The sequence below is a fragment of the Massilia sp. DJPM01 genome (assembly GCF_030348125.1).
GTDB lineage: Bacteria > Pseudomonadota > Gammaproteobacteria > Burkholderiales > Burkholderiaceae_D > Telluria_A > Telluria_A frigida.
In genome coordinates, this window is record NZ_JAQOZV010000036.1 from 1 (window position 1) to 23,329 (window position 23,329).

15 protein-coding genes and 1 pseudogene are annotated in these 23,329 nt (G+C 62.4%); 6 read left to right on the forward strand and 10 right to left on the reverse strand.

Features of this window, described 5'->3' with window-relative positions; all coding sequences use genetic code 11:
• The coding region (locus tag PO883_RS21335; protein WP_289311529.1) for a hypothetical protein at positions 1-215 on the forward strand (215 nt) is incomplete at its 5' end.
• 249 nt (positions 216-464) lie between these two features.
• Here the strand turns inward: PO883_RS21335 and PO883_RS35170 are convergent.
• The 9 genes and pseudogenes from PO883_RS35170 to PO883_RS21375 form a co-directional block, all read right to left on the reverse strand.
• Positions 465-827, reverse strand: a complete 363-nt coding sequence (locus PO883_RS35170) for a GNAT family N-acetyltransferase (protein ID WP_373890092.1) — start codon at positions 825-827, stop codon at positions 465-467.
• Between the two features lie 181 nt (positions 828-1,008).
• Positions 1,009-1,671, reverse strand: coding sequence for a hypothetical protein (locus PO883_RS21340; protein WP_289311530.1), 663 nt, complete (start codon positions 1,669-1,671; stop codon positions 1,009-1,011).
• Between the two features lie 11 nt (positions 1,672-1,682).
• Positions 1,683-1,973, reverse strand: a complete 291-nt coding sequence (locus PO883_RS21345; RefSeq protein ID WP_289311531.1) for a hypothetical protein — start codon at positions 1,971-1,973, stop codon at positions 1,683-1,685.
• A gap of 8 nt (positions 1,974-1,981) precedes the next feature.
• Positions 1,982-6,961 (reverse strand): RHS repeat-associated core domain-containing protein, encoded by a 4,980-nt coding sequence (locus PO883_RS21350; protein WP_289311532.1) that lies wholly within the window; start codon positions 6,959-6,961, stop codon positions 1,982-1,984.
• Positions 6,962-6,966: 5 nt separating this feature from the next.
• The gene (locus PO883_RS21355) at positions 6,967-8,445 is read right to left on the reverse strand and encodes a DUF2169 domain-containing protein (RefSeq protein WP_289311533.1); all 1,479 of its coding nucleotides are present in this window, start codon (positions 8,443-8,445) and stop codon (positions 6,967-6,969) included.
• A gap of 3 nt (positions 8,446-8,448) precedes the next feature.
• Positions 8,449-10,683 carry a type VI secretion system Vgr family protein gene (locus PO883_RS21360; RefSeq protein WP_289311534.1) on the reverse strand — a complete coding sequence of 745 codons (2,235 nt, stop codon included), beginning with the start codon at positions 10,681-10,683 and terminating at the stop codon, positions 8,449-8,451.
• Positions 10,684-11,010: 327 nt separating this feature from the next.
• Positions 11,011-11,313: pseudogene (locus PO883_RS21365) on the reverse strand (transposase); the annotation flags it as partial.
• A 200-nt stretch (positions 11,314-11,513) separates the two neighbouring features.
• Positions 11,514-11,852 carry a P-II family nitrogen regulator gene (locus PO883_RS21370; RefSeq protein WP_054263304.1) on the reverse strand — a complete coding sequence of 113 codons (339 nt, stop codon included), beginning with the start codon at positions 11,850-11,852 and terminating at the stop codon, positions 11,514-11,516.
• 70 nt (positions 11,853-11,922) lie between these two features.
• Complete coding sequence (locus tag PO883_RS21375; RefSeq protein WP_289311535.1) at positions 11,923-13,992, reverse strand: NAD(+) synthase; 2,070 nt, start codon at positions 13,990-13,992, stop codon at positions 11,923-11,925.
• Between the two features lie 130 nt (positions 13,993-14,122).
• On the opposite strand from PO883_RS21375, the gene PO883_RS21380 reads away from it, so the two are divergent.
• From PO883_RS21380 to PO883_RS21390, 3 genes are all read left to right on the forward strand, one after another.
• Entirely contained in the window at positions 14,123-15,262 is a 1,140-nt protein-coding gene (locus tag PO883_RS21380; RefSeq protein ID WP_289311536.1) for a GNAT family N-acetyltransferase, read from the forward strand.
• Positions 15,259-15,642 carry a VOC family protein gene (locus tag PO883_RS21385; RefSeq protein WP_289311537.1) on the forward strand — a complete coding sequence of 128 codons (384 nt, stop codon included), beginning with the start codon at positions 15,259-15,261 and terminating at the stop codon, positions 15,640-15,642. The genes PO883_RS21380 and PO883_RS21385 overlap by 4 nt, the downstream gene beginning before the upstream one ends.
• 231 nt (positions 15,643-15,873) lie before the next feature.
• The gene (locus PO883_RS21390) at positions 15,874-18,738 is read left to right on the forward strand and encodes a hypothetical protein (protein WP_289311538.1); all 2,865 of its coding nucleotides are present in this window, start codon (positions 15,874-15,876) and stop codon (positions 18,736-18,738) included.
• Positions 18,739-18,878: 140 nt separating this feature from the next.
• On the opposite strand, the gene PO883_RS21395 is transcribed toward PO883_RS21390, so the two are convergent.
• Complete coding sequence (locus PO883_RS21395) at positions 18,879-19,802, reverse strand: LysR family transcriptional regulator (RefSeq protein WP_289311539.1); 924 nt, start codon at positions 19,800-19,802, stop codon at positions 18,879-18,881.
• Between the two features lie 257 nt (positions 19,803-20,059).
• Between PO883_RS21395 and PO883_RS21400 the strand changes: the two genes are divergently transcribed.
• Together PO883_RS21400 and PO883_RS21405 are read left to right on the forward strand one after the other, a co-directional pair.
• Positions 20,060-22,363 carry a TonB-dependent receptor gene (locus tag PO883_RS21400; RefSeq protein WP_289311540.1) on the forward strand — a complete coding sequence of 768 codons (2,304 nt, stop codon included), beginning with the start codon at positions 20,060-20,062 and terminating at the stop codon, positions 22,361-22,363.
• A gap of 2 nt (positions 22,364-22,365) precedes the next feature.
• Entirely contained in the window at positions 22,366-23,313 is a 948-nt protein-coding gene (locus PO883_RS21405) for an alpha/beta fold hydrolase (protein ID WP_289311541.1), read from the forward strand.
• Positions 23,314-23,329: the final 16 nt, after the last annotated feature.

Below are 23,329 nucleotides of genomic sequence, written 5' to 3' on the forward strand. Positions count from 1 at the left end.
ATAGTCGTTGCATGGCATTGTCCTGTTGGGTATTTGGAGAAAATAAATACTGGCAGGACATTATGGCGAATAAATACAATCAAGCTGTCGTGGAATTGTACAGGTTCAATCGCGTTGTTGAACGAACGACGGATTTTCCTTGGCTCACTGTTTTACTCGACGGCCGTTGGCGTACATTGCATTTGGTAAAGATTGCACCTATCGTCGTGTTTTAGCAAGGTAAATCCACACCGCCGAAAAAAGACCATACGCTTCTCACCTTCGCATGTCACATCAATCGATCTGCCTAATGGTACGGCTGCCTTGGCCCATATCGTTATACACATCTTTTTCCGCGCAACGTCATTTCAGCCCGGGGCGGCGATTTCCATGAGGTTTTGCCTAAAAATTAGGCGAAATGCGGGTATTTTAAGATCAACCGCACTGATTCTCTGTCGTTTCATGTCGACGGCGCCCTAGCGATGTCAGGCGCAAGTCGTTGATTTTATTATAAAAAAAGATGTGTATGACGACATGGCCTTGGCCTCTTCGATGATCTGTGTGCCAATGCCCTTCCCCTGGAACTCTGGAAGCACGTGAAGAAACATGAGGTCCGCGTTTTCGCCGTCGCCGCCGAACAATTCGTTCCTTCCTTTGAAGACGATGGCAAACCCCTCCTCACGTCGAATAGCGGCCCATGATGGGCCAGAAACTTGCCCAATGAGGTTTGCAGGGAACTTGTCATCACGGTCACTCGCAAATAGATTAAAGTTCTGGTCTACGTATTGCACAAGCTGTATGGGCGAAAGTGGACTGGCTGGCCGCTTACGCGAGACCGACCGATCCACACGTTGGTTGGAAGATGCAATTCTCCCCTATCGGGCAATTAATAACGCCGAACCAAAGCCTTTCGCCTGGACAATATTGGCCGATGCCATCCTCGCAAGCATCGAGCGATCTTGTCTGCGAATTTCTGACTCTCCACACTAGCAGGAGCGGATAGGTGCCAAAAACCAGGACTGATACGCGTCAGATGGCCCGGTGCTCCATCCGAAGTGCAACCTCCAAAAATCTATCTGGGTTGTTCCGTACAGGGAATATCTCTCCTGTCTTAGACAAGGAGACAAAGACCGCAGCCGCTTGGGCTTGGCAATTCACGGACTTGGCTGGATTGAACTCGATATCAGTGAACCCATCGTATGTAAGCAAGGCATCGCAATAATTTGACTCTTGTAGAGCGGCGATATAGAGCCAATCATAGAAAACCGTTCGCGGAAGCAGCGGCCACTCTCTGCCGCCGAAGTTAAATCCACGCAGCATGCCGCTGTTTCGGAGACGCTCATCTTTCTTCGCCTCACGGGCGCTTGCACGGAGCAAGTCGCGGAACGGTCCGGCGCCATCAAAATATTTTGACGACTGGAAAACCGACTCGACGCTGGACGCCAGTCCAAGTTCGACAACAATCTGAAGGTTAAAGGCGCTCAGCGCAACGCCCAGCGGATTCTCCGACTGACTGGATATTTCCAATGGACGAGAACATCGTCCTTCCCCGACTGCGGCACTGTGTAGCTCAGCAATCGATTTACGTTTCTGCGAAGTCGATAAACCTGCAAACCATTGAAAGGTTATCGGATATACCTCCACGCCCGGCAAGGCTTGATCTTTCGCAACGAACAGGGGTCTGACAGCCATTCAATTCGCCCTCAAGAACACAGGTCGCGCATCTTGTCGGTAATGACATCGAATTGCTCATAAAGCGTGGTGCGCACCGGCTCCGCTTGAGCTGCGGCAGCGGAGTACAATGCCGTCGACATGTCCAACATGACGCCTACTAGATCCTTGGGAAGACTATTTTGGCTCCCATACTCTTTTGCGAGCTCATCCAATGCACTGAGGAGGGACTCGATCGCATCATTTGAGGGCACGCCGCCTTCACGCACAGCCATAAAAACCGCATCGCTCAACATAAAAAACTGGTCCAGAACACTGCTCATGATCAATCCTATAAAACCCGCAACGCACTCGGCGGGACATTTCCTAAAATGAGTACTTCCTGCGATTTGTTCGCCCACGCTTTCGCCGTACGCCCCTTTAGGGGACTACAGTCCCCGGACACATCGATCACGGAGCCATTGACCTGATCAAGATCTATTTCGACGATGCGATTACCGGTTTGCGCCGCCCAGGTCTGGGCCACTGCCAGACTCTTCGTTGCCGAAATGAACTGCGACGCAAAACCTGGTCTGCTGCCGTGCAATACGTGGCCCTCAGGCTTGTACGTTGCGGCTGGATCCTTTGGGAACAGCCCCGCCGCCGGATCCTCATCCGGACGAATGACGCGGTAGGCCTTGCACGTCAATCCAAGCGGGTCGACCCAACCGACAGGATTTGGCGCATAGCGATATAAGTTCGTACCGCCCTGCAGTCTCACCGGATCTTGCGTCAGGTAGCGGCCAGCCTGAGGATCATAGTAACGGTGCCGATTATAGTGGAAACCAGTTTCCTTGTCGGCGTATTGCCCCTGGAATCTCAAAGGCTGATCGACCGCACTATCTTTTTGGGCGAAAACGCTACCCCATGCACGATAACGGACGGACCAGACCAGAGTACCGGACGAGTCGAGCAGGTCGAGAGGGGTGCCGAGGTGATCGCAGTGGTAGTAGTAAATGACGTCGTTGACAGACGCTGCAATCGCAGATGCCAATCGGTCGCCGCACGATTGGCGGTACTGCGTCTCCAGTTTCTCGCGGAGGTAAGCCCGCCATGCCTTGGTGTGCTCGATCGCGTCGCCGCCCATCTGCGGCAAGCGCCAGTCCTCAACGTCCGCGCAATGGACCGACGAGGCCGGGAACGAATTCCTTCCCTCTGGAGACACGATCCGCGCAACTGGAACCGCTGTTTCCGGTTCGTACACATACGTTGCAGTGCCGGTTGCACTGATTTCCTGCAACAAAACGTCACCGTCCCACACAAAGAACGTCAAGCTGGCCACAGGTGCGTCGTCCCCGTCGTCGGAGGCGGACAGCGTCTCATAAGTCTGCTTGAATGCGCGCCGGCCGAACGCGTCGTATCCATAGCGCGTCACTTGCTTTGAATGCCTGTCGTGCCGTACTGAACTGGTCAGGCGATTGCAGCTATCGTAGGCAAGAACTAACTCGCCTGGATCGTTTGCTGCGCCCGCTACGCGCGGCCGCACCGCAACTGTGTTGCCCTGCTCGTCGTATTGATATTCACAGCCCGCATACTGCGCCAACAGTTTGAGCGTCACGGGCGCCAGATCGGGACGCTCCGATGTTGACAAAGGCTGTGCGGCGAATTGATGCCATCCATCACGGTACGCATTCCCCGTCGACTCCGCCGGTGCCGGCGCGGCGTCGATCAAATTTCCGGCCGGGTCAAATGCGAAAAGCTCCGTCAGATCTGGCTGAATTGAGGACAGTAATTGTCCCACCGGATCGTAGCGATACGAAGTCACACCGCGGATCGAGTCTTCGATCTGATTGAGATTGCCGACAACGTCGTAAGTGTAGCGCCGCATGCGAAGGTTCTTGTTCCCCTGGGCGAGGGTGAGCGAGCTCAGGCGCGACTGTGGATCGTACGCGCGTCTTTCCTGCAGGTGTAGTTGCGCAGAGCCGAAATCACGACGTACCTCACGGTGCGACTTGTCTCGTTCAACATCAATGAAGGATTCGCCCTGCCACAGCATCCCGTGCCAATGGCCGGCACCATAACGCTGCGTATCGAGGATGCGGCCATTGGGCATCGTCGTGCGAATACGATTACCCAGTTCATCATAGGCGTGGGATAGTGCAAACGCGGCGGTCGGGGCGATACCGGCAGCGCCGCCCAGCTCGCCAAGTGAATATGCAGCGCGCTCGTCCAGCAATTGACCGACTGCGTCATACGTGAAGCGGTGCTCAGAACAAGCCACCGAGACTGCCGTCAGTTGGCCCAATGCATCATAGGCATAGCGTGTGCTGCCATCTACGCCAACTTTTGCCTGCAATTGTCCCAAGCTGTCACGTGCGAAATCGGTACGAACGCCATTGAACTCGCTCGCAACCAATTGCCCTGCCCCGTCGTAGACATACTTCGTGATCTTCCCGTCAAATCCGATTTCAGAAGTCAGACGGTGTTCCAGATCATAAGTCAGCTGATACCGCTCGCCCTTGGCATTGATGAGTGCCACCAATCGCAGCGCCTCATCGTATTGATAGCGTAGCTCTTGACCGTTAGCGTCGGTCCGCACGACAGGCAGGCCATACCCGTTGTAGCGGTAACGCGTGACCCGGCCTGCAGGATCGGTATGTTCTACCAGATTGCCCGAGGCGTCGTGCAAGAAAAGCTCGACGACGCCACCCGGATGAATCAGCTCGCTGACGCGGCCAAGTGCATCGTAGCGATATTGCTTGGTATTGCCAGCGGCATCCGTCGTTGCGTTCAGCCTGTTGAGGCCATCATAAGCATAGCGTCGTGTAAAGCCCGAGCAGTCAGTGTGCGCCGCCACTCTGCCTACCGTGTCATAGCCAACACGGCTCACACCGCCTCGCGCATCGGTTATCGCGATCAACCTACCATCGGCGTCATATCCGAACGTTGTTCCGTGCCCAAGCGCATTGCGCTTCTCGCTGAGACGTCCCGCATCATCGTATGCACGTCGGCTCGTATGGCCCAGGGCATCGGTGAAGCTTGCCTGCTGATTGTTGGCGGTATAACTGATCCGCGTACTGTTGAGGCGAGCGTCGGTGATGGAAGTCAAGTTTCCGGCCAGATCATAGGTGTAGCGCGTGGCGTTTCCTGCTCCATCGACCTCAGTGAGCAACATGCCGTCACTATCCCACTCCCTGCGGCCCAGCGAACGAAGCCGCCCGTCTGCTTCCAGCCGACGCACATCCGTGGCAAGCCAGGAGGCGTTGAACGTGTATTCCAGTACTCCCCCGCCCGCTTCGGTCAAGCGCGTCGTATCGGAGTTCAGATACGCCAACCTGGTCTCTCCGCTGCCGTCGGCGCCGACAGTGCGCGTGACCCGTGCGCGATAGCTGTTGTCGAGACTGAGTGGGTAGCGGCGCGCAAGCTCGTGGTCGCCGAGCGCGCGACCTCCCCACCGATCCTGCAATGCTTCCAGGCTGATCCATTCCAGTTGCTGCACAAACCCCGCATAATTCGTATAAGCCGTCAGCAGGCAATGTTCATACTGGTATCTGCGCGTATCACCCGTGATGCCCGCCTGTGCTACGAGCAAGCAGCGCTGCGGCAATCGATCAAATGCGCGTTCCGACCCATCACTTGCAACCCTGTCCGGATTGAACTCGAATCGATAGGTGACGTGCGCAAGGCGGGTTCCATCACCCAGCACTTGCTCCACTCGACCAATCCTGGCGGGGACATTCTCCCGATCAAGTTCACCGGGGAGCCAATCGGCCCGCAACGCTTCGAGCACCGCACCATCGTCCGTTGCGATCCTGAACAACACCTCACCTGGCGCAGCGTCCGCCACCTGCACAACGGTGTACCCTTTTCCACCGGCATATGCCCGACGAGCCAGAGCATACCGTCGAGTAGGAGTCAGGGCACGCGGCTTCATCACGGCGTTCACCCCTTCGTAGCCGTGGGGCAGACAGCCCGAACCTGCGAGATGGAATGTGTCAACAGTACCGTCGCGCCAAAGTAGGCGAAGTTGCCGCTCGTGGTCGTAGTGAAGCGTAAATCCTTCAGCGCGACAATCGTATGCGGCGCCTATGCCCAAATTCGGCAGGCGCACCGCGCGGCCGGTCGCATCGTGATACACAATACCGTGCTGGCAAGTCGACACGGCGGAGGTGAATTCGGTTCCCCACCGAGCGCCGAACGCTCCCCAATCCTCCGTTTCAGATCCAGAACGGTAGGTCCGCTCCCAGCTAAGCCGCGTGGGACCTTCGAGGACGAAATCGACCTGACTGAGAATTTCCTCGCCGGTGCCGATATGCACTGGCTTGGGGGTATGAACCCCTTTGTTCCCGGGCGCGCCGCTCTTCGGGCAGCAGGCAGAAGGCTTGTCTTTCTTGGCGGGTTTTTCCTGCTTGACCTTGCCACCGTCCGTACCATCATCACCCTTGCCCTTGTCCGGTGCGGGCTTTTTCGGCAGTTCCGGTGTCTTGCCGGGCACATTCTTTTTCTTGAACAAGCGGTCGAACAGCTTGCCACCGCCGGGAATCTTCTTGAACAGCATATTTTCTGCCGCGTTGAGCGCCATGTCGCCAGCTGCGCCTACGGCATCGGGCACCTTCCCGTCGATGAAATAATCGGCTGCCATGTCCCCGACCGTAGCGACCGAATCGACCACCAGCCCGGTCCCGCCCACGGCGCCCGCCGTGATCCCGCCGGCGGCCGCCCCCACTTCCATCGCGGCGGCCGCAGGCAGGCCGACGCCGGTGGCCGCCACCCCGGCCCCGGCCACGCCGAGCACGGCGCTGCCCTTGCCGATCTTCCCGCCGACATCCATGGCATCGCCGCCGAACTGGTGCAACGATTCCGAATACTTGTCCCGGTACGCCTGCGCGGCTTCTTTTGCCGTCGGCACTTCCCAGCCCAGGATCGTCAAGCGCCCACGGGGCGCCTGCCCCTGCGTCTCCAGAACGCGGCCATAGGTATTCTTATTGTTCATCCACACGAAGCGCGATTCCTGGATGGTTTGCGTGCCGTTCGATCCCTTTGTCGAACTGAACTGGTTCGATTCGACCCGCTTCAGAAACGTGCCGCTCTTGACCCCGCCCAGCTTCCCGAGCGAGTCGCCCGTCACACTGGGAATGTAGCTCCGGTTATGCAGAAAAACGGGCTCGCTGTGCGTCTTCACACTTTTCGACACCGCTTGCGACGTGATGAACTCGCCCTTGATGTTGTAGGGGATGACTACCACGCTGTTGCCGACGGGCGTCTTGCAAAAGTCGGGAATCAGGCTGACACAGTAAAAGCGCTTGGACTTGGTGACGGTTTCGTGGGCCATATCGATTACACAGTAGTTGCGGCGTGAGGAGAGGTCGGTGCTGCGGCGCGGTCCGGAGGGGTGTTCCAGGCCGCCAGTCGGCCAAGCTGTTCCTCATTCGCGGCTTGCAGCAGGCGCGCATCGGCAAACTCGCCGTCGGCGACGATGCAGAGGCGCCACGACAGCTCGACCTGGCCGGCCTCGGCGTCTATCAACACGGTATCGATCGCCAGCGGCATGGCAGCGACGGCGCCGACCGCATTTGTGGCAAGCAAGAACGGCGATTGCTGCGGCAAGGCGAACGAGAGAACTGTGTTATCCGCGCTGTCGGCCCGCGCGAACGGCGCGCCAGGCGCGCACAGATTCGTCAAGGTCAGTCGCTCGCCGCCGGCCAGGTGCTCGCACTGCTGGTCCTGCGGCGCGCCGTTCCAGTAGGCGAAATCAAAATCCTTGGGCAAGGCCGGCACCTCGTCCGGCTCCCAATGGGACTTGGTCTCGATCGTCCCCACCAGAGAGCGCCGCGGCAGCCATGCCCGCCCAACGTAACCGAATCCGGCCGGCACCAAGACGGGCCGACCGACCGCGCTCTGCCAGAACCGGCGCGCCGTGAACGGCGCATGCGCATACTCGATGCGGGGCGCCGGCAAGCGCTTCAGCCCGGACGCGCGCAAGTACCAGCGCGGCGCAAAACCGCAGCCAATCGGATTGACCTGGCTGGCGTCGAGCGCCGCCGGAGGCACAAGAAGATAGGAATACTGTTCCTGCTGCGCTCTCGTCAAGCGGTGGCGCTTCGGCACCCGTTTGGCGCCCTTCCCGTCCGCCGGGATCACGCACTGCCCCCCTTGCGCGTATTCATAGCGCAGGGGAACAGACGTGGACGGCGCGCTCGTGGTCAGCCGCCAGCGATTGAGTTGCACCAGTCCCAAGGTGACGACGGCGACCATCAGCTGCGCCAGGCGCACCGGGGCCAGGCGCCGCTGCAGCTCGCGCTCGCCAGTCACCGTCAATACCTTATCGATCAGTACCCGTCCAGGCACCATCGTCCGCTCCGCCAACGCGAGTTCTTCCTTCCACGCCTGTTCGGTGTCGAACGACAGCGGCTGCATGGGATTCAATGGAAAGGGGCGCTCGGGCAGGGGCGCTGGCTGGTCCGGCAGCTGGAGATGCAGGCGCACGCCAAAGCGCCGCACCGGCTTGCCGCCCGGCGCATGCGCGCTGCCCACCACGATCACATCGCAATGTGGCTTGTACGGTGCCAAATCGCTTTCGCAGCGCACGCTCTGCTCGGTGTCGTCCTGGTAGCACATGTCATCCGTGTAGAGCGGCGCCGGATCCTCCAAAGAAACCAGGCGCGCATGGCCGTGTTCGTCGCAGCCGTCGAACCGGTATGCCGTCTTGGCCACGACGACATGGAACGCCACCCCGTTCTGATCGATCGTGTCGAAATGCAGGGCGTCGAGACCCGTGCGGTTGTCGAAGCGCAGGCTGGGGATCGAAGGAAACAAGCCTCACCCCTTCGGGTTGGTGTCGACATCGTCACCATGGAGCTCGACCTTCTTCGAGCCCTTGATGATGATTTCCTTGCCCGTAATCTCGATGCGCCCATCCTTCTTCATCACGAAGGTACTGTCGCCGACTTCGATGCGGAACTCGTCCCCTGCCGTAAACGAAATCTTCTGCCCCACCACGACACTCTTCGACAATCCCACCTGCTCGGCCTGCATCAAGCCGACGGACGTGTTCATCGCAGCCCCGACAGTGGTCTGGTAGGCGCCGCCGATCGTCACCATCTTGGCCAGCGCGATCGTCTCCGTCTTCATGCGACCGATCGTCACGCTGCGGCTGCCCCCAATGGAAATGGTCTCGTTCTTGCCAACATCCTCGGTCCGGTTCTGGCCGATGCTGATGGTCTCGTTCTTGCCCACATCCTCAGTGCGGTTGCCGCCGATGCTGATGGTCTCGTCCTTGCCCACATCTTCCGTGCGGTTGTCGCCGATACTAATCTTCTCGTTATGGTCGACCCGCTCGGTGCGGTTGTTGTGGACCGTGATCGTCTCGTCCCGGTCCACCGTCTCGGTGCGGTCTCGCTTGATGTGATTGGTCTCGTCACGGTCAATCGTCTTGCGTCGGTCGTTGCCCACCCACTTGTCTTCGTCGTGCTCGACCTCGGTGAGCTGGTCCTTCTCCGCGTGCAGCCACAGCTGCTCCTGCCCCTTCTTGTCCTCGAAGCGCAGTGCGTTGGCGTTGTCGTAGCTGCCCTTGGGTGTCGAGCGCGTCAACACGCCACTCTGCGTTTTGTTCGCTGGCAGCGTCCAAGGCGGCATGGTGCTCGCATTGGGGACCATGCCGGTGATGATCGGACGATTTGGATTCCCGTCCAGGAATTGGACGAGCACTTCGGTCCCGATGCGCGGAATAAACGTCATCCCAAAATTGCCGCCCGCCCAGGGCGTAGCGACGCGAATCCATGCCGAACTTTTTTCGTCATTGGTGCCGGCGCGGTCCCAGTGGAACTGCACCCGCACCCGCCCGTACTCGTCCGTGTGGATTTCCTCGCCCGTCGGCCCCACCACTGTGGCTGTCTGGATGCCGTGGATCTTCGTTTCAACGCTGCTATGATCGCGCCCTGGACGGAACGGAATGATCTTGCGGATGCTTGCCAGCCGGTTCTCGTAATGCGATTCCGAGGTTTGCCGAATATGATAATTGTTCGACGCGCTGTGCGACACTTCCGTGATCAGAAATTTCCCCGCTTGGGCGTCGCCCCCGGTGTCGCTCGCATCGAAATGCCCGGTCAGGCGGAACCAGCGGCCCGGCATCGCGCTGCGACAGTTGCCGCTTCCGGTGAACTGCTTGCCGCTCGCCTCCACCTCCTCCATGCGCAGTTGCGCCAGCGTGCGCCCCGCCCCGCTCTTGAAACCCAGCGCACCCGTATATTCGTATGATTCGATGTTCGGCACGTCGCCCTGCTGGTTGACCGTCGGCAGCGAGGTCATTGCGGGATGCGGCGCCTTGAAATCAAACGACGCCAGCGCCACGCTGCCGGTCACTATCTGTCGTCCCGGCGACCATTCGCCCAGGCCGTCTTCGTGGGCCGACCCCGCATGGCGCTGAAACGGAATCTCCGGATTGCCATCGATCGGCGATGTCGCGGTCGAATCATCCGAGAGCACAAGCTTGTGTCCCGAGGCAGTGTGTTCAAACCAGTAGAAAATCCCGGATGCAACCCAACGCCGCTCCAGAAAATTTCGGTCGCTCTCGTCGAACTGGCAACAATCCGTTAGCACATCAGTCGCGCCCTGCACGCGCCAGTCCCAGTCCGCCAAGCCGCCGTAATCCCCGAAAATGCTGGCGGTCTGGTCGTACATGGTGGTGTAGTGGAACAAGTAGTTGTCCTTGCGCATGGTCAGATACTTGTACCAAGGGCCGAGCGTCGCCTGGTAATAGGACACCCCGCCGTCCACGGTCTTCAAGCCAAAACCGAACACGCGGCCGGTAAAATAACGCATGGTGCCGTCCCGCCGCACGAGCTCAACGCACATCATTTTTCCCTGCAACTCTTTCAGCTCAATGTTCGGGTCGTCCGACAGCAATTCTACGGTGAATTCGAACGGCCGCGACAGGCATTCGAATGCCTCGATGCTGTTGACCAGAAGCTGCGACGAAGGGCCGTCGCCGTTGGGAAAGGACAAACGCAACAAGCGGTCATGCTGACGGTCGCCGACCAGATCTTGAAGGCTCATACGTTCTCCATTCGTACAGTGCGATGAGGGAAATGCGCAGCACGCCCTTTCAACAAAGAAAAGGTATAGCGCAAGTCATACACAACATGAATTCTATTATAGCATAATTGTCAAAATGAAATTATTTGAACCAGCAACTTACTAGCCTGAATGTTTCATAAACTGCTGCCGCAGTGCCGGTTCGGCGATCCATGAGCTCCTCGGTGACGATCACGATATCGCGGGCAATAGCCCGCCTACCCGATCAATCGGCATATCAAATGGAGAGGTATGAGGTTGATGTTGGCGACGGAGTGGTCAATTCTCGGCAGACCGGACCTGTCTTATTCAGGACGAGTTCAAGGACCTGGCCGGCGTTGGCAAACATAGTCTTTCGGTCAACGTCTGCAGCAGATCTCTGACTGGACAGGCACTTGGTAAATGTAGAACGATCTTGTTCTTGTACTGCCTGACCTGCACGGCGATTTTGAACAGTTTGGAAATGACCGTTGATGGCTGCGCCTGCGACAACGCGGTATGCCGCAGCCCTTCGGTGCGCAGTTGCTGGTGCAGGATGTAGGCCGCCGCGTGCAGCAACAGGCGCATGCAATTGGCGAGAAAGCTGGTGCAGGAGGTACGGTCGGCGGCGAGGCCAAGCCCGGCCCGATCACCATGCTGCATGGACTACAGCGCTTCGACGGCATGATGCAAGGCTGGAAACTTGCAAAGATATGGGCATAGCATAGCGCGCAGGCGGGGGCCCAAGTTTCCCAGCTCAGCCGGAGGCTACGGAGCGAACTTGGGCCCCCGCCGAGTGCCGCCTTGGCGCGGGGGCGACGGCACAGCCCGCCTTAAACTGCTTCCGGACCCGTCTCGCCAGTGCGAATCCGGATCACCTGCTCCACATCCTGCACGAAAATCTTGCCGTCGCCGATCTTGCCGGTGCGCGCAGCCTTGATGATGGCATCGACCACCTGGTCCGCCATGCTGTCGTCCACCACCACTTCAATCTTGACCTTCGGCAGGAAATCAACCACATACTCCGCGCCACGGTACAGCTCGGTATGACCCTTCTGACGGCCGAAACCCTTGACCTCGGTGACCGTCAGCCCCGTCACATTGACGTCGGCCAGCGCTTCGCGCACTTCATCCAGCTTGAACGGTTTGATAACACAGGTAATTTGTTTCATGGCTACTCCTAAATAGTTGCTCGTCACGCGATGGAATTGCTGTTGCCGCTATTCTAAACGAACGGCAGTGCTATTTCGCGGCTTCATCCGGAATCCTGTCCAGATCGGCCTGCCACACCACCGCCTCGGCGTCGCTCGGCGCGCGCCAGTCGCCCCGTGGCGACAGCGATCCGCCATTGCCGACCTTCGGCCCGTTCGGCACGCACGAGCGCTTGAACTGGCTGATCTTGAAGAAGCGGTACACGAAGGTGGCCAGGTGTTTCTTGATATCGGCCAGCGCATACTGGTTGCGGCTGGCATGAACCGCGTCCGGCCACGCGCCCTGCTCGCGGTCGTTCCACGCCGACCACGCCAGGAACGCCACCTTCGATGGCGCAAACCCGTAGCGCAGGATGTAATACAGGTTGAAATCCTGCAGCTCGTAGGGCCCGATCGAACTTTCCGTGCTCTGCGCCGGCTTGTCTTCGCCAGCCTTGCCCGGCACCAGCTCGGGGCTGATTTCGGTCGCCAGCACTTGCAGCAGCACGTCCGAACCGCTGGTACCGATCACGCCCGACTCGGCCACCCAGCGCACCAGGTGGCTGATCAGGGTCTTGGGCACGCTGGCGTTGACGTTGTAGTGCGACATATGGTCGCCCACCCCGTACGTACACCAGCCCAGCGCCAGCTCGCTCAGGTCGCCCGTGCCGATCACGATCCCGTTATGGAAGTTCGCCAGCCGGAACAGATGGCTGGTGCGCTCGCCCGCCTGCACGTTCTCGAACGTGATGTCGTACGTCTCCTGCCCTTGCGCATACGGATGGCCCAGGTCCTTGAGCATCTGGATGCAGCTCGGCCGGATGTCGATTTCGTGCGCCTCGCAGCCCACCGCCTCCATCAGCGCGCGCGCCTGGCGCAACGTGCGCTCGCTGGTCGCAAAGCCCGGCATGGTATAGGCCAGGATATTCGTGCGCGGCAGCTTCAAACGGTCCATCGCCTTGGCGCACACCAGCAGCGCGTGGGTCGAATCGAGCCCGCCCGACACCCCGATGATCACCTTCTGCATGCCGCTTTGCGAGAGCCGCTGCACCAGCGCCTGCACCTGGATGTGATATACCTCGGTGCAGCGCTCGTCGCGCCGCTGCGGGTCCGACGGCACATACGGAAAGCGCTCGACCGCGCGGCCCAAGGCCAGCGTCTTGCCGCCACCCGGCGCGCCCGGCAAGGCAAACCGCACCACGCGGAACGCCGCCACCTGCTGCGCATGGTGCCGCACCTGCTGCGCGAAGGTAGTGGTGTGCATGCGCTCGCGCGAGAGGCGCTCCAGGTCCACGTCGCCATAAATGATGTGCGAATCGTCCTGGAAGCGCTCGGCCTCGGCCAGCAAGTCGCCTTTTTCGTAGATCAGGGTCTGGCCATCCCACGCCATGTCGGTTGACGATTCGCCGCGCCCGGCCGAGGTGTACAGATACGCCGCCAGGCAGCGCGCCGACTGCTGCGACACCAGCTGGTGCCGGTAGCCGCTCTTGCCCACCAAAACGTTCGACGCCGACAGGTTGACCAGCACCGTGGCCCCGGCCAGCGCCGCAAACGACGACGGCGGAATCGGCACCCACACATCCTCGCAGATCTCCACATGAAAGCGCAGCAGCGCCACGCCCTCGGCCTCGAACAGCAGGCCGGCGCCGAACGGCACGCTCTGCCCCAGCAAGTCGATCTGGCCGCACGGCGCGCTATCGGCGGCGCTGAACTGGCGCGCTTCGTAAAACTCGCCATAGTTCGGCAGATAGCTTTTCGGGACCACGCCCAGGATTTTCCCGCCAGCGACGGCCACCCCGCAATTGAACAGCTGATGCCCGACCCGCAGCGGCAGCCCGACCACCAGCGCCAGCGGCAGCTGCGCGCTCGCTTCCACCACCGTGCGCAAGCCCGCTTCGCAGGCGTCGAGCAGCGCGGCCTGGTGAAACAGGTCGTCGCAGCTGTAGGCCGACAATCCCAGCTCGGGAAACGCCACCAGCGCCGCACCCTGCTGCGCGGCCGCTTCGGCCAGCGCGATGGTCTGGGCCGCGTTGAACACAGGATCGGCGATCTTGCAGCGTGGCGTGGCCACCGCGACCCGGGCGAAACCGTGCGAATAGAGGTTAAAGAAGTCGTTCTGCATGCAGTGTCTTTCGTAGGGTGGCGGCGCGGCGTCCGAACGCATTGCGTCTTTTTGCGTAGAATGCAATGGCCGACCCGAGGCGCCGCCCGGCGTCGCCCGCCAAAATAATGGAATAGCCGATTCGACAAGAATGAATTATCGCACGCATATCGTATCCTCTCTGAGCGAGATCGGCCAACCCGCCTGGGACGCCCTGGCGTCCTCCCAGGCCGAGACCAATCCCTTCCTTTCCTTCGCGTTTCTCGACGCGCTGCACGAATCGGGCAGTGCCTGCCTTGATACCGGCTGGCAGCCCCAGTTCCTGGCCCTGTACGACGGCGCCGACCTGGCCGCCGCCATGCCGCTGTACGTCAAGATGCACTCCTACGGCGAGTACGTGTTCGACTGGGCCTGGGCCGACGCTTACCAGCGCAACGGCGTCGATTACTATCCCAAGCTGCTCTCGGCGATTCCGTTCACGCCGGTGAGCGGCCCGCGCCTGCTGGCGCGCGACGCGGCAGCACGCAGCGCGCTCCTGGCCGCGCTGGTGTCCACGCAAAAAGCCTCCGACGTCTCCTCGACCCACATCCTGTACCCGCCCGAAGACCAGGTGAAGCAGCTGGAAGAAGCTGGCTTCATGCTGCGCAGCGGCGTGCAGTTCCACTGGCTGAACGCCGGCTACCGCGATTTCGAGGACTTCCTCGCCACGCTGGAGCAAAAGAAGCGCAAGAACATCCGCGCCGAGCGGCGCAAGGTGCGTGAAGCCGGCGTCACGCTGCGCCGCGTGCGCGGAGCCGACGCGACGGACGCCGACTGGCGCCTGTTCAACCGCTGCTACCAGCGCACCTACGCGGCGCACCGCTCCTCGCCTTACCTCAACCTGGATTTTTTCCAGCGCATCGGACGCACCATGCCTGGCAATATCCTGCTGGTGATCGCCGAGCGCGAAGGCGAGCCGATCGCCGCCTCGCTGGTGATCCACAGCGCCGACACCCTGTTCGGGCGCTACTGGGGCGAACTCGAACACGTGCCCTGCCTGCACTTCGAGACCGCCTACTACCAGCCGCTCGAATTCTGCATCGAGCAAAAAATCGGCGTATTCGAGGGCGGCGCCCAGGGCGAGCACAAAATGGCGCGCGGTTTCCTGCCGACCCGCACCTGGTCGGCGCACTGGCTGGCCCACCCCGCGTTTTCGGACGCCATCGAGCGCTTCCTGGAGCGCGAAAGCGGTGGCATCGACGAGTACATCGATGAACTGAACGACCGCAATCCATTCAAGGACCCGGCATGATCTCGCATGTCTTCATCGGCGTCGCCAACTTCGCGCGCGCCTTCGATTTTTACGCGGCCCTGATGCCCGAACTGGGCCTGGCGCTCAAGTTCAGCGATCCGGCCAAGCCGTGGGCCGGCTGGATGAAGCCGGACAGTCCGCGCCCGCTGTTCCTGATCGGCCATCCCTTCGCCGGCCAGCATGCCGCCGGCAACGGCCAGATGACCGCCCTGCTGGCGCCGTCGCGCGCGGCGGTCGAGCGCGCCCATGCCACCGCCCTCGCCCACGGTGCCAGCTGCGAAGGCGCGCCCGGCCTGCGGCCCGAATACCACGCGCGCTATTACGGCGCCTACTTCCGCGATTCCGAAGGCAACAAACTATGCGTCTGCTGCCATGAATAAAGAGATGGACAGCTAAATTTTTGTCGCGCTGGCATTGAAACTGGCGGCGACTTTCAATGTCCCGGTCGAAACCTTGTTCCAGCTGGAAGTGGAAAGTCCATAACACTTGCGTCGCGACATTCCAAACACCCCCCCACCTTGACGCAGCTCGGTTTTAACACTGACGCAGGCTGAACTCCGGCGCGCCATCCCGGCCCATGATGAACTTCCACCTCATCACCGGGAGATATCATGACGCAAGCTACCGCCAATGCAGAGGAACTGTTTCGCTTCGCCAGCATTCGGGCACCCAACCCCACGCCGGCGCCAGCGGCACTCCTTGAACTGCCGGACCAGTCGCACGTCGCGGCGTGGGTCGCCTCCGCCGCCGAACAGGACTTCACGGCCTGGATCGATGCCCTGACGGCACGCTGGAGCGCCCTGGCCGAGCGCACGCCGGAAGCCATCGAGGCCGACCTCAACGCCGCGCGCGAGGGCCGCCTGACGCTGGCCGCCGAGACCCTGTTCCCCATCACCCAGAGTGCACCGGCCGCGATCACGCCCCTGCAAAGCGACCTCTGGCAGTTCTACCTGCAAGGCATCGCCTCCGGCAAAGCCGGCAACGGCGAGTTGCAGCGCGCGCGCCAGTTGCTGGGCCAGATCACCCTGCTGCAAAAACTCCTGGGCGGCGAACAGGACGCCCTCGCGCCCGCCTCCTTGCAGGCCGCGCTCGCGCCTGCGCTCAAGCTGCCCGCCGCGTTCGAGGAACAGATGCGCCTGCGCCGCGAGCAGCAAGGCGCCCAGCAAAACAGCGCCGGCGCCAACGCCGCCGGGGACGACGATACGATCCTGCGCGACCTGCTCAAGCAGATCGACAACCTGATCCAGCTCGAACAGCGCCTGGCCGCGGCCCTCGACCAGATGGCCGGCGGCGGCACGCGCGCACCCGGCACGCCTGGTAGCGGCAGCCCGTCCGACCTGCAAAAAGTGTTCCGCACCCAGCCCGCCGCCGACATCGACGCGCAGTTCCGCGCCGACAACGCGAACCTGCTGCAGGAACTGGCCGACGCCAAGGTGCCCACCGACACGCTGAGCGCCTACGCGCTGCTCGACGACCTACGGCGCCGCATTTCGAGCGGCGTCGCCAGCGCCGCCGGCATGCCCGCCAGCGGTCCGGAAGCGGCCGCCATGCTGGCCGCCTGCCCGGAACTGGGCAAGCTGCTGCCCGCCGCTCCAGTCTCCAAACCGGCCCCGGCGCCGAGCATGAAATTCGGCATCCGTCCGGTCGGCGTGGCCGACCTGCGCGTGGTGCGCCAGGTGCTGGTCGGCTACGAAAAGGGGGAACTGGCCAACATCCACAACATCCTGCAGGGCGAAGAGCACGAGCACTTCCGCTCCTACCTGAGCCGCGCCGAAGAAAGCCAGGGCAACTACAACGACGGCGAGGCCGAGGTGTCGCAGGAAGAAACGGGCTTTAGCCGCTTCGAGCTGGGCCAGTCGGCCTTCCAGACCGCGCGCAACCAGCAGGACCGCAACGCCAGCATCAACCTGACCTCCAACTATGGCACTGTCAGCGCGCAGGCCTCGACCTTCATGAACAGCTCGAAAGGCGGCGACCAGTCGCGCGGCAATGATTTGCGCCAGTCGCGCGAACTGGTCGAGCGCGCCGTGGCCGTGGTGCGCGAACGGGTCGGGCGCCAGCGCTTCCTCACGCGCAGCGCCGAAGTGTACGAAAGCGATGTGGTGCGCCACAGCGCGCCGGCGGCCAGCCTGCGCGCCCAGTACCGCTGGGTCGACAAGGTCTACCAGGCGCAGGTGTTCACCTACGGCGCGCGCGCCATGTACGAAGTCATGGTGCCGGCCCCGGCGGCCATGTTCCGCCACCTGCTGGCGCGCCAGCCGGGCTTCGGCGGGCATGCCGGACCGGCGCCGCTGAAACCCACCCTGCGCCCGGCCGAGATCACCGACGCCAGCTGGCTGGCGCTCGCCGAACGCTTCGGCGTGACCCTGCCGCCGCCACCGACGGCCGCCATCACCGAATACGCCAGCCTCACCTACCCAACCGGCGCCAGCGGCGCGCCCAGCGTCAGCGGCGTGTTCAATTCGCCCAAGGCGCTGGAACAGGGTTACGCGGCGGCGGCGGCGGGCGTCTCGATGGCCTGGTACGGGGTCGAGCACCAGTCGGGCATCAGCGCCAGCGTCGGCACCAAACTGTTCTCGAGCAACCCGGCCGGCAACACGCCGATTGCGGCCCAGGCCATCGGCACCAATAGCGGCGCGGTCAGCTACAACGCCAGCGGCTGGGGCTTGCTGGACCAGTTCACGGTCAATTTCTACCTGGTCTGGACCCGCACCAAGGTGGCGCTCGAGAAGTGGCAGCTGGCGTGCCACCAGATCATCATGGACCAGTACGAAAGCGAGCTGAAACAGCACCACGCCCGCCTGGCCGCGGCGCGTGCCGACGAAGACGGCCCATACGCGGCGCTCGGCGAAGAACAGATGCGCACCATCGAACGTACCGAACTCAAGCGTGCGGTACTGGAAATCGTGCGCAGCGGCAGCGGCCAGGCAGTACCGGCCCCGGCCATCGTCATCAGCAGCGCCCCGGCCATCGCACCGGAGCGGCTGGAGCGGGCGGCGCGCGAAGTGCGCTTTTTCGAGTACGCCTTCGAGTGGGATCAGCTGACCTATACCTTCTTCCCCTACTTCTGGAGCGAAGGTGCGCAGCAGTGGGCCGCGTCCAGGTTCGAGCAGCAGGGCGACAGCGTGTTCACCGCTTTCCTGAACGCCGGTTTCGCGTCGGTGATCCTGCCGGTGCGCAGCGGATATGAGGATGCAGCCGCGCTGTACCTGCAAACCGGGATTGTCTCCGACATCGCAGTGGTGCCGGCCGACCGGTTACTGGCCGACCTGAACCGCGAAGTCCAGTTGGTCAACCAGAGCACGCCGATGGAAGGAACCCCCGAGGGCGCGGCATGGATCTATCGCGTGCCGACCACGCTGATGGTGCTCGATGATGGCACCGACATCGCCTTTCCCGCCCTGGCGACACCGGCGGACCAGGAGGAAACCATCCTGATTCCACCGCTGGTGATTGACGATCGTCCGGAGCGCTGAAGCGACCACGCTGGCTAACGGCGTTAGCCTTCACACCGTCGCTGCCGCGCAGGCGGGAGCGACGGTCTACAGGGGACCTCGAAAAACCTACTGCGCGGCGCAATTGTCGAGGCCCCCTACAGATTCGCGATCTCGACAGTTTACCGCCGCTCCTCGCGCCCATGCACAAACAGCGACGGCTGCCGGTCCGAATACTCCCGCAGCAAATTCCACACCGCGCGCACCCGCTGCAGGCGGTACAAATCGGTCGGCGCGGCCAGCCAGAACGAGCGCTCCGCGAAGAACTGATCGAGCACCGGCACCAGCCGTCCATCGTCCGGCACCGCATACGGCGGCGCCATGATCAGCCCCATCCCCAGCGACGCCGCCTCGACCTGCGCGGTCATCCCGGTGCAGCACAAGCGGCGCCTTGGCGTGAACCCCAGTTCATTGAGATAACTGAGCTCGCGGCTGGCCAGCCGGTCCTGCACGTAATCGACAAAATCGTGGCGCGCCAGGTCGGCATGCTCGCGGATCGGCGGATGGCGCGCCAGGTAGGCGGGCGAGGCGTACAGATAGAAACGGAACGACGCCAGCCGCGTGATCATGTAGCGCCCGGTGCTGGGCGGATCGAGCATCACGCCCAGGTCGGCCTCGCGGTTGGCCAAATTGGCAAAGCGCGGCAGCACCAGCAGGTCGATGCTCAGGTCCGGATGGGTCTGCAGCAAGCCGACCAGCAGCGGCGCCACCACGCGCACGCCGAACACTTCCGGCACGCCGAGCCGCACCACGCCGTGCGCCGCCACTTCGGTGCCGCCCAGCTGCTCGGTGGCGGCCAGCGCCGCGCTTTCCATCGCTTCCGCGTGCGGCAGCAGCGCCTGCCCCATCTCGGTCAGCTCATAGCCCTCGCGGCTGCGGTCGAACAAGGTGGTGGCGAGCTGGATTTCGAGGCGGTCGATGCGGCGTGCCACCGTGGTGTGCTCCACCGCCAGGCGGCGCGACGCGCCCGACAAGGTGCCGGCGCGCGCCAGCTCCAGAAAGAAGCGCAGGTCTGTCCATTCGGGCAAGGTATTCATGGAATCCATATCCGCTATCCGTGGCGGATATTGTGCACCAGTGCACATCGTGCACGCAAACTTTTCGTTTTTTGATATTGATAAAACGCAAAGTCCCACAGGAATTAGCCCGTGCGCAACGAAGAAGTTGAACAATAAACCACTGTGCAAATTTGCACAGTGGGTGGGCGTTTCGTTATCTTTCGCGCAAATTTAAATGGGGGCACACTGCATGGCGATCATTTCTGGCTTCCCGCATTGTCCAAAAAAATCCTAGGAGATACACCATGCGCCTGACCATCCGACATTTTCCCTTACATCGTATTGCCGCTGCCGTGCTGGCCCTGTCCGGTGGGGCGATCGGCACGGCACAGGCGCAGACCGAATCGGGCGCACCCGCCGCCGGTGCCATCCAGGACGCCGGCGTGGTGACGGTGAGCGCGCGGCGCCGTCCGGAAAACCTGCAAGACGTCCCGGTGTCGGTCACCGCCTTCGGCGGCGACCAGTTGTCCAAGCAGGGCACGCCCGACATCACCGCCCTCGCCCTGTCGATTCCGAACACCACGCTCAAGGCCTCGCGCGCCACCAACTCGACCCTGACCGCGTTTATCCGCGGCGTCGGCCAGCAAGACCCGCTGGCCGGCTTCGAGGCCGGCGTCGGCATCTACCTCGACGATATTTACCTGGCGCGCCCGCAGGCCGCCGTGACCGACATCTACGACGTCGAGCGCATCGAAGTGCTGCGCGGCCCGCAAGGCACCCTGTACGGGCGCAACACCATCGGCGGCGCGGTCAAGTACGTCACCCGCAAGCTCGGCTCCAAGACCGATATCCGCGCCCGCCTCGCCCTGGGCAACTACAGCCAGCGCGAAGCGGTACTCACCGCCAGCACCCCGATCTCCGACGCGGTGCGGGTGGGCGGCTCGATCGCCCGCTTCAAGCGCGACGGCTACGGGCGCAACCTCGTCACCGGCGCCCACAACTACGACAAGGACATGACCGCCGCGCGCCTGTCGGCCGAATTCACGCCCACGCCGGAACTGTTCATCCGCCTCGCGGGCGACGCCACGCAAGACGATTCCAGCCCGCGCAACGGCCACCGCGTGACGGTCGGGCGCACCAGCGGCGCGCAAATCCTGTCGAATGTGTACGATACCCGCGCCAACCTGACCCGCGCGCTCGGGCACGAGCAGGAGGTCAAGGCCCACGGCTGGTCGGCGCTGCTCGAATACACAGTCAGCCCGCAACTGAGCGTCAAGTCGGTGACCGCCGCGCGCCGCGACAAATCGTACGCGCCGATCGATTTCGATTCGCTGCAGATGGTCGACTTCGAAGTGCCCGCGCTATACAAGAACAAGCAGTTCAGCCAGGAATTCCAGCTGACCTACACCGGCGACAAGGTGCAGGGCGTGGCCGGCGTGTACTACATCGACGCCAACGCCTTCAACATCTTCGACACCGTGCTGGCCGGCGCCTTCCCCAGCTCGACCTACACCCTGGGCGACATCGACACCAAGGCCTGGGCCGTGTTCGCCGACGCCAACTACAAAGTCAACGATGCCCTCAGCTTTTCGCTGGGCGGGCGCTACACGGCCGACAAGCGCGAAGCGAGCGTGCTGCGCCAGATCTACCTGGGCCTGAACGGTACGCCCGGGATGGGCAACCCCAACGCCGTGCTGTTCCGCACCGATACCGACTTCACCCACGGCGAACTGGAACGCGAAGACAAGAAGTTCACCCCGAAAGTGGGCCTGGCCTACAAGGCCAGCGCCAGCCAGAATATCTACGCCAGCTGGGCGCGCGGCTTCAAGGGCGGCGGCTTCGACCCGCGCATGAACGTGGTGGGCACCAGGATCAGCAACGCCACCGCGCGCGCCGGCTTCCTGCCGGAAACCATCGACACGCTGGAACTGGGCTTGAAATCGTCGTACAACAATAACCGCATCCTGACCAACATCGCCCTGTTCGACAGCAAATACAAGGATGTGCAGATTCCCGGCTCGGTGGAGGTCGACACCAACGGCGACGGCCGCCCCGACAGCTTCGCCGGCGTGACCACCAATGCCGGCAAGGCCAAGATCCGCGGCATCGAACTGGAAGCGAGCGCGCGCGTGAGCAATGCCTTCAGCGTCACCGGCATGGTCAGCCACATCAACGCCGAATACACCCAGTTCCTGACCTCGCAACTGGTCGGCGGCGTGCCGGCCCTGGTCAACGTGGCCAGCGAGCGCTACTTCCAGAACACGCCGAAGAACTCGGCCAACCTGCGCGCCACCTACGATATGGCACTGCCGATGATGGGCCGCGGCGGCACCTTCAGCGTCAGCGGCAACGCCTCCTACAAGGACGAGACCAGCCAGTTCGAGTACGTGTCGGTGCTCGACCAGCCGGCCTATACCTTGTACGACCTGAGCCTGACGTGGACCAGCGCCGACAACAAGATCCGCGCCGGCCTGCACGGCAAGAACCTGGGCGACAAACGCTATCGCACCGGCGGCTACGTGTTCCCGAACCTCGGCAAGGAGGGTGTATTGACGGCCTTCTACGGCGCCCCGCGCACCGTGTCGGCAACGCTCGAATACCGGTTCTGAGCATGGGAGTACACGTACACGAACAGGATGGCGCGCAGGCCACCCGCCAGCTCCACGCCATTGACGCAGCGGGCGCGGCCAGGCAGTTCAACGACGTCAGCTACACCAGCGACGACGGCCTGACCCTGTACGCGCGCGACTATCCGGGCCACAGCGGGCCGGCGCGCTTGCCCGTCATCTGCATCCATGGGCTGACGCGCAACTCGGGCGACTTCGACGAGCTGGCGCCATGGATCGCCAGCCAGGGCCGGCGCGTGCTGGCGCTCGACGTGCGCGGGCGCGGCCAGTCCGCGCGCGACCCCGACCCGGCCCACTACAACCCGGCGGTCTACGCGGGCGACGTGATCAAGCTGGCGCACGACCTGGGCATCGAGCGCGCCGTGTTCGTCGGCACCTCGATGGGCGGCATCATCACCATGACCTTGGCCCTGCGCCGCCTGAACCTGATCGCCGCCGCCGTGCTCAACGATGTCGGCCCGGTGATCTCGCAAAAAGGCTTGTCGCGCATCGCCACCTATGCCGGCAAGGGCGCCACCATGGGAACGTGGGAACAGGCGGCCGAGTACATGCGCGACATCAACCAGCCCGCCTTTCCATCGAACGACATGGCCGAGTGGAACAAGTGGGCCCGCCGCGCGTTCAGCGAAAACGATGCCGGCCAGCTGGTGCTGCACTACGACCCCAATATCGCCCTGCCCCTGCAAACCGGCAAGCTCAAACCATCGTCGTGGATGTCGCGCCTGGCGTTCCGGCGCCTGGCGCGCAACCGCCCCACCCTGCTGGTGCGCGGCAGCCTGTCCGACCTGGTCGAGCAGGAGCAGGCCAGCTACATGCAGCGCGCCGCGCCGCGCATGCAGTACGCCGAAGTGCCCGGCGTCGGCCACGCGCCGATGCTGACCGAAGCCCCGGCCCGGCAAGCGATCGAACGCTTCCTGAGCCAGGTAGACTGAACCGTATCAGCCCCAC

Bases quoted from the DNA above. Each gene is read 5' to 3' on its own strand.
- PO883_RS21370 (WP_054263304.1), bottom strand. From the start codon at position 11,852: ATGAAACAAATTACCTGTGTTATCAAACCGTTCAAGCTGGATGAAGTG.
- PO883_RS21395 (WP_289311539.1), bottom strand. From the start codon at position 19,802: ATGGATTCCATGAATACCTTGCCCGAATGGACAGACCTGCGCTTCTTT.
- PO883_RS21380 (WP_289311536.1), top strand. From the start codon at position 14,123: ATGAATTATCGCACGCATATCGTATCCTCTCTGAGCGAGATCGGCCAA.
- PO883_RS21375 (WP_289311535.1), bottom strand. From the start codon at position 13,992: ATGCAGAACGACTTCTTTAACCTCTATTCGCACGGTTTCGCCCGGGTC.
- PO883_RS21390 (WP_289311538.1), top strand. From the start codon at position 15,874: ATGACGCAAGCTACCGCCAATGCAGAGGAACTGTTTCGCTTCGCCAGC.
- PO883_RS21350 (WP_289311532.1), bottom strand. From the start codon at position 6,961: ATGGCCCACGAAACCGTCACCAAGTCCAAGCGCTTTTACTGTGTCAGC.
- PO883_RS21345 (WP_289311531.1), bottom strand. From the start codon at position 1,973: ATGAGCAGTGTTCTGGACCAGTTTTTTATGTTGAGCGATGCGGTTTTT.
- PO883_RS21360 (WP_289311534.1), bottom strand. From the start codon at position 10,683: ATGAGCCTTCAAGATCTGGTCGGCGACCGTCAGCATGACCGCTTGTTG.
- PO883_RS21385 (WP_289311537.1), top strand. From the start codon at position 15,259: ATGATCTCGCATGTCTTCATCGGCGTCGCCAACTTCGCGCGCGCCTTC.
- PO883_RS21400 (WP_289311540.1), top strand. From the start codon at position 20,060: ATGCGCCTGACCATCCGACATTTTCCCTTACATCGTATTGCCGCTGCC.
- PO883_RS21405 (WP_289311541.1), top strand. From the start codon at position 22,366: ATGGGAGTACACGTACACGAACAGGATGGCGCGCAGGCCACCCGCCAG.
- PO883_RS21340 (WP_289311530.1), bottom strand. From the start codon at position 1,671: ATGGCTGTCAGACCCCTGTTCGTTGCGAAAGATCAAGCCTTGCCGGGC.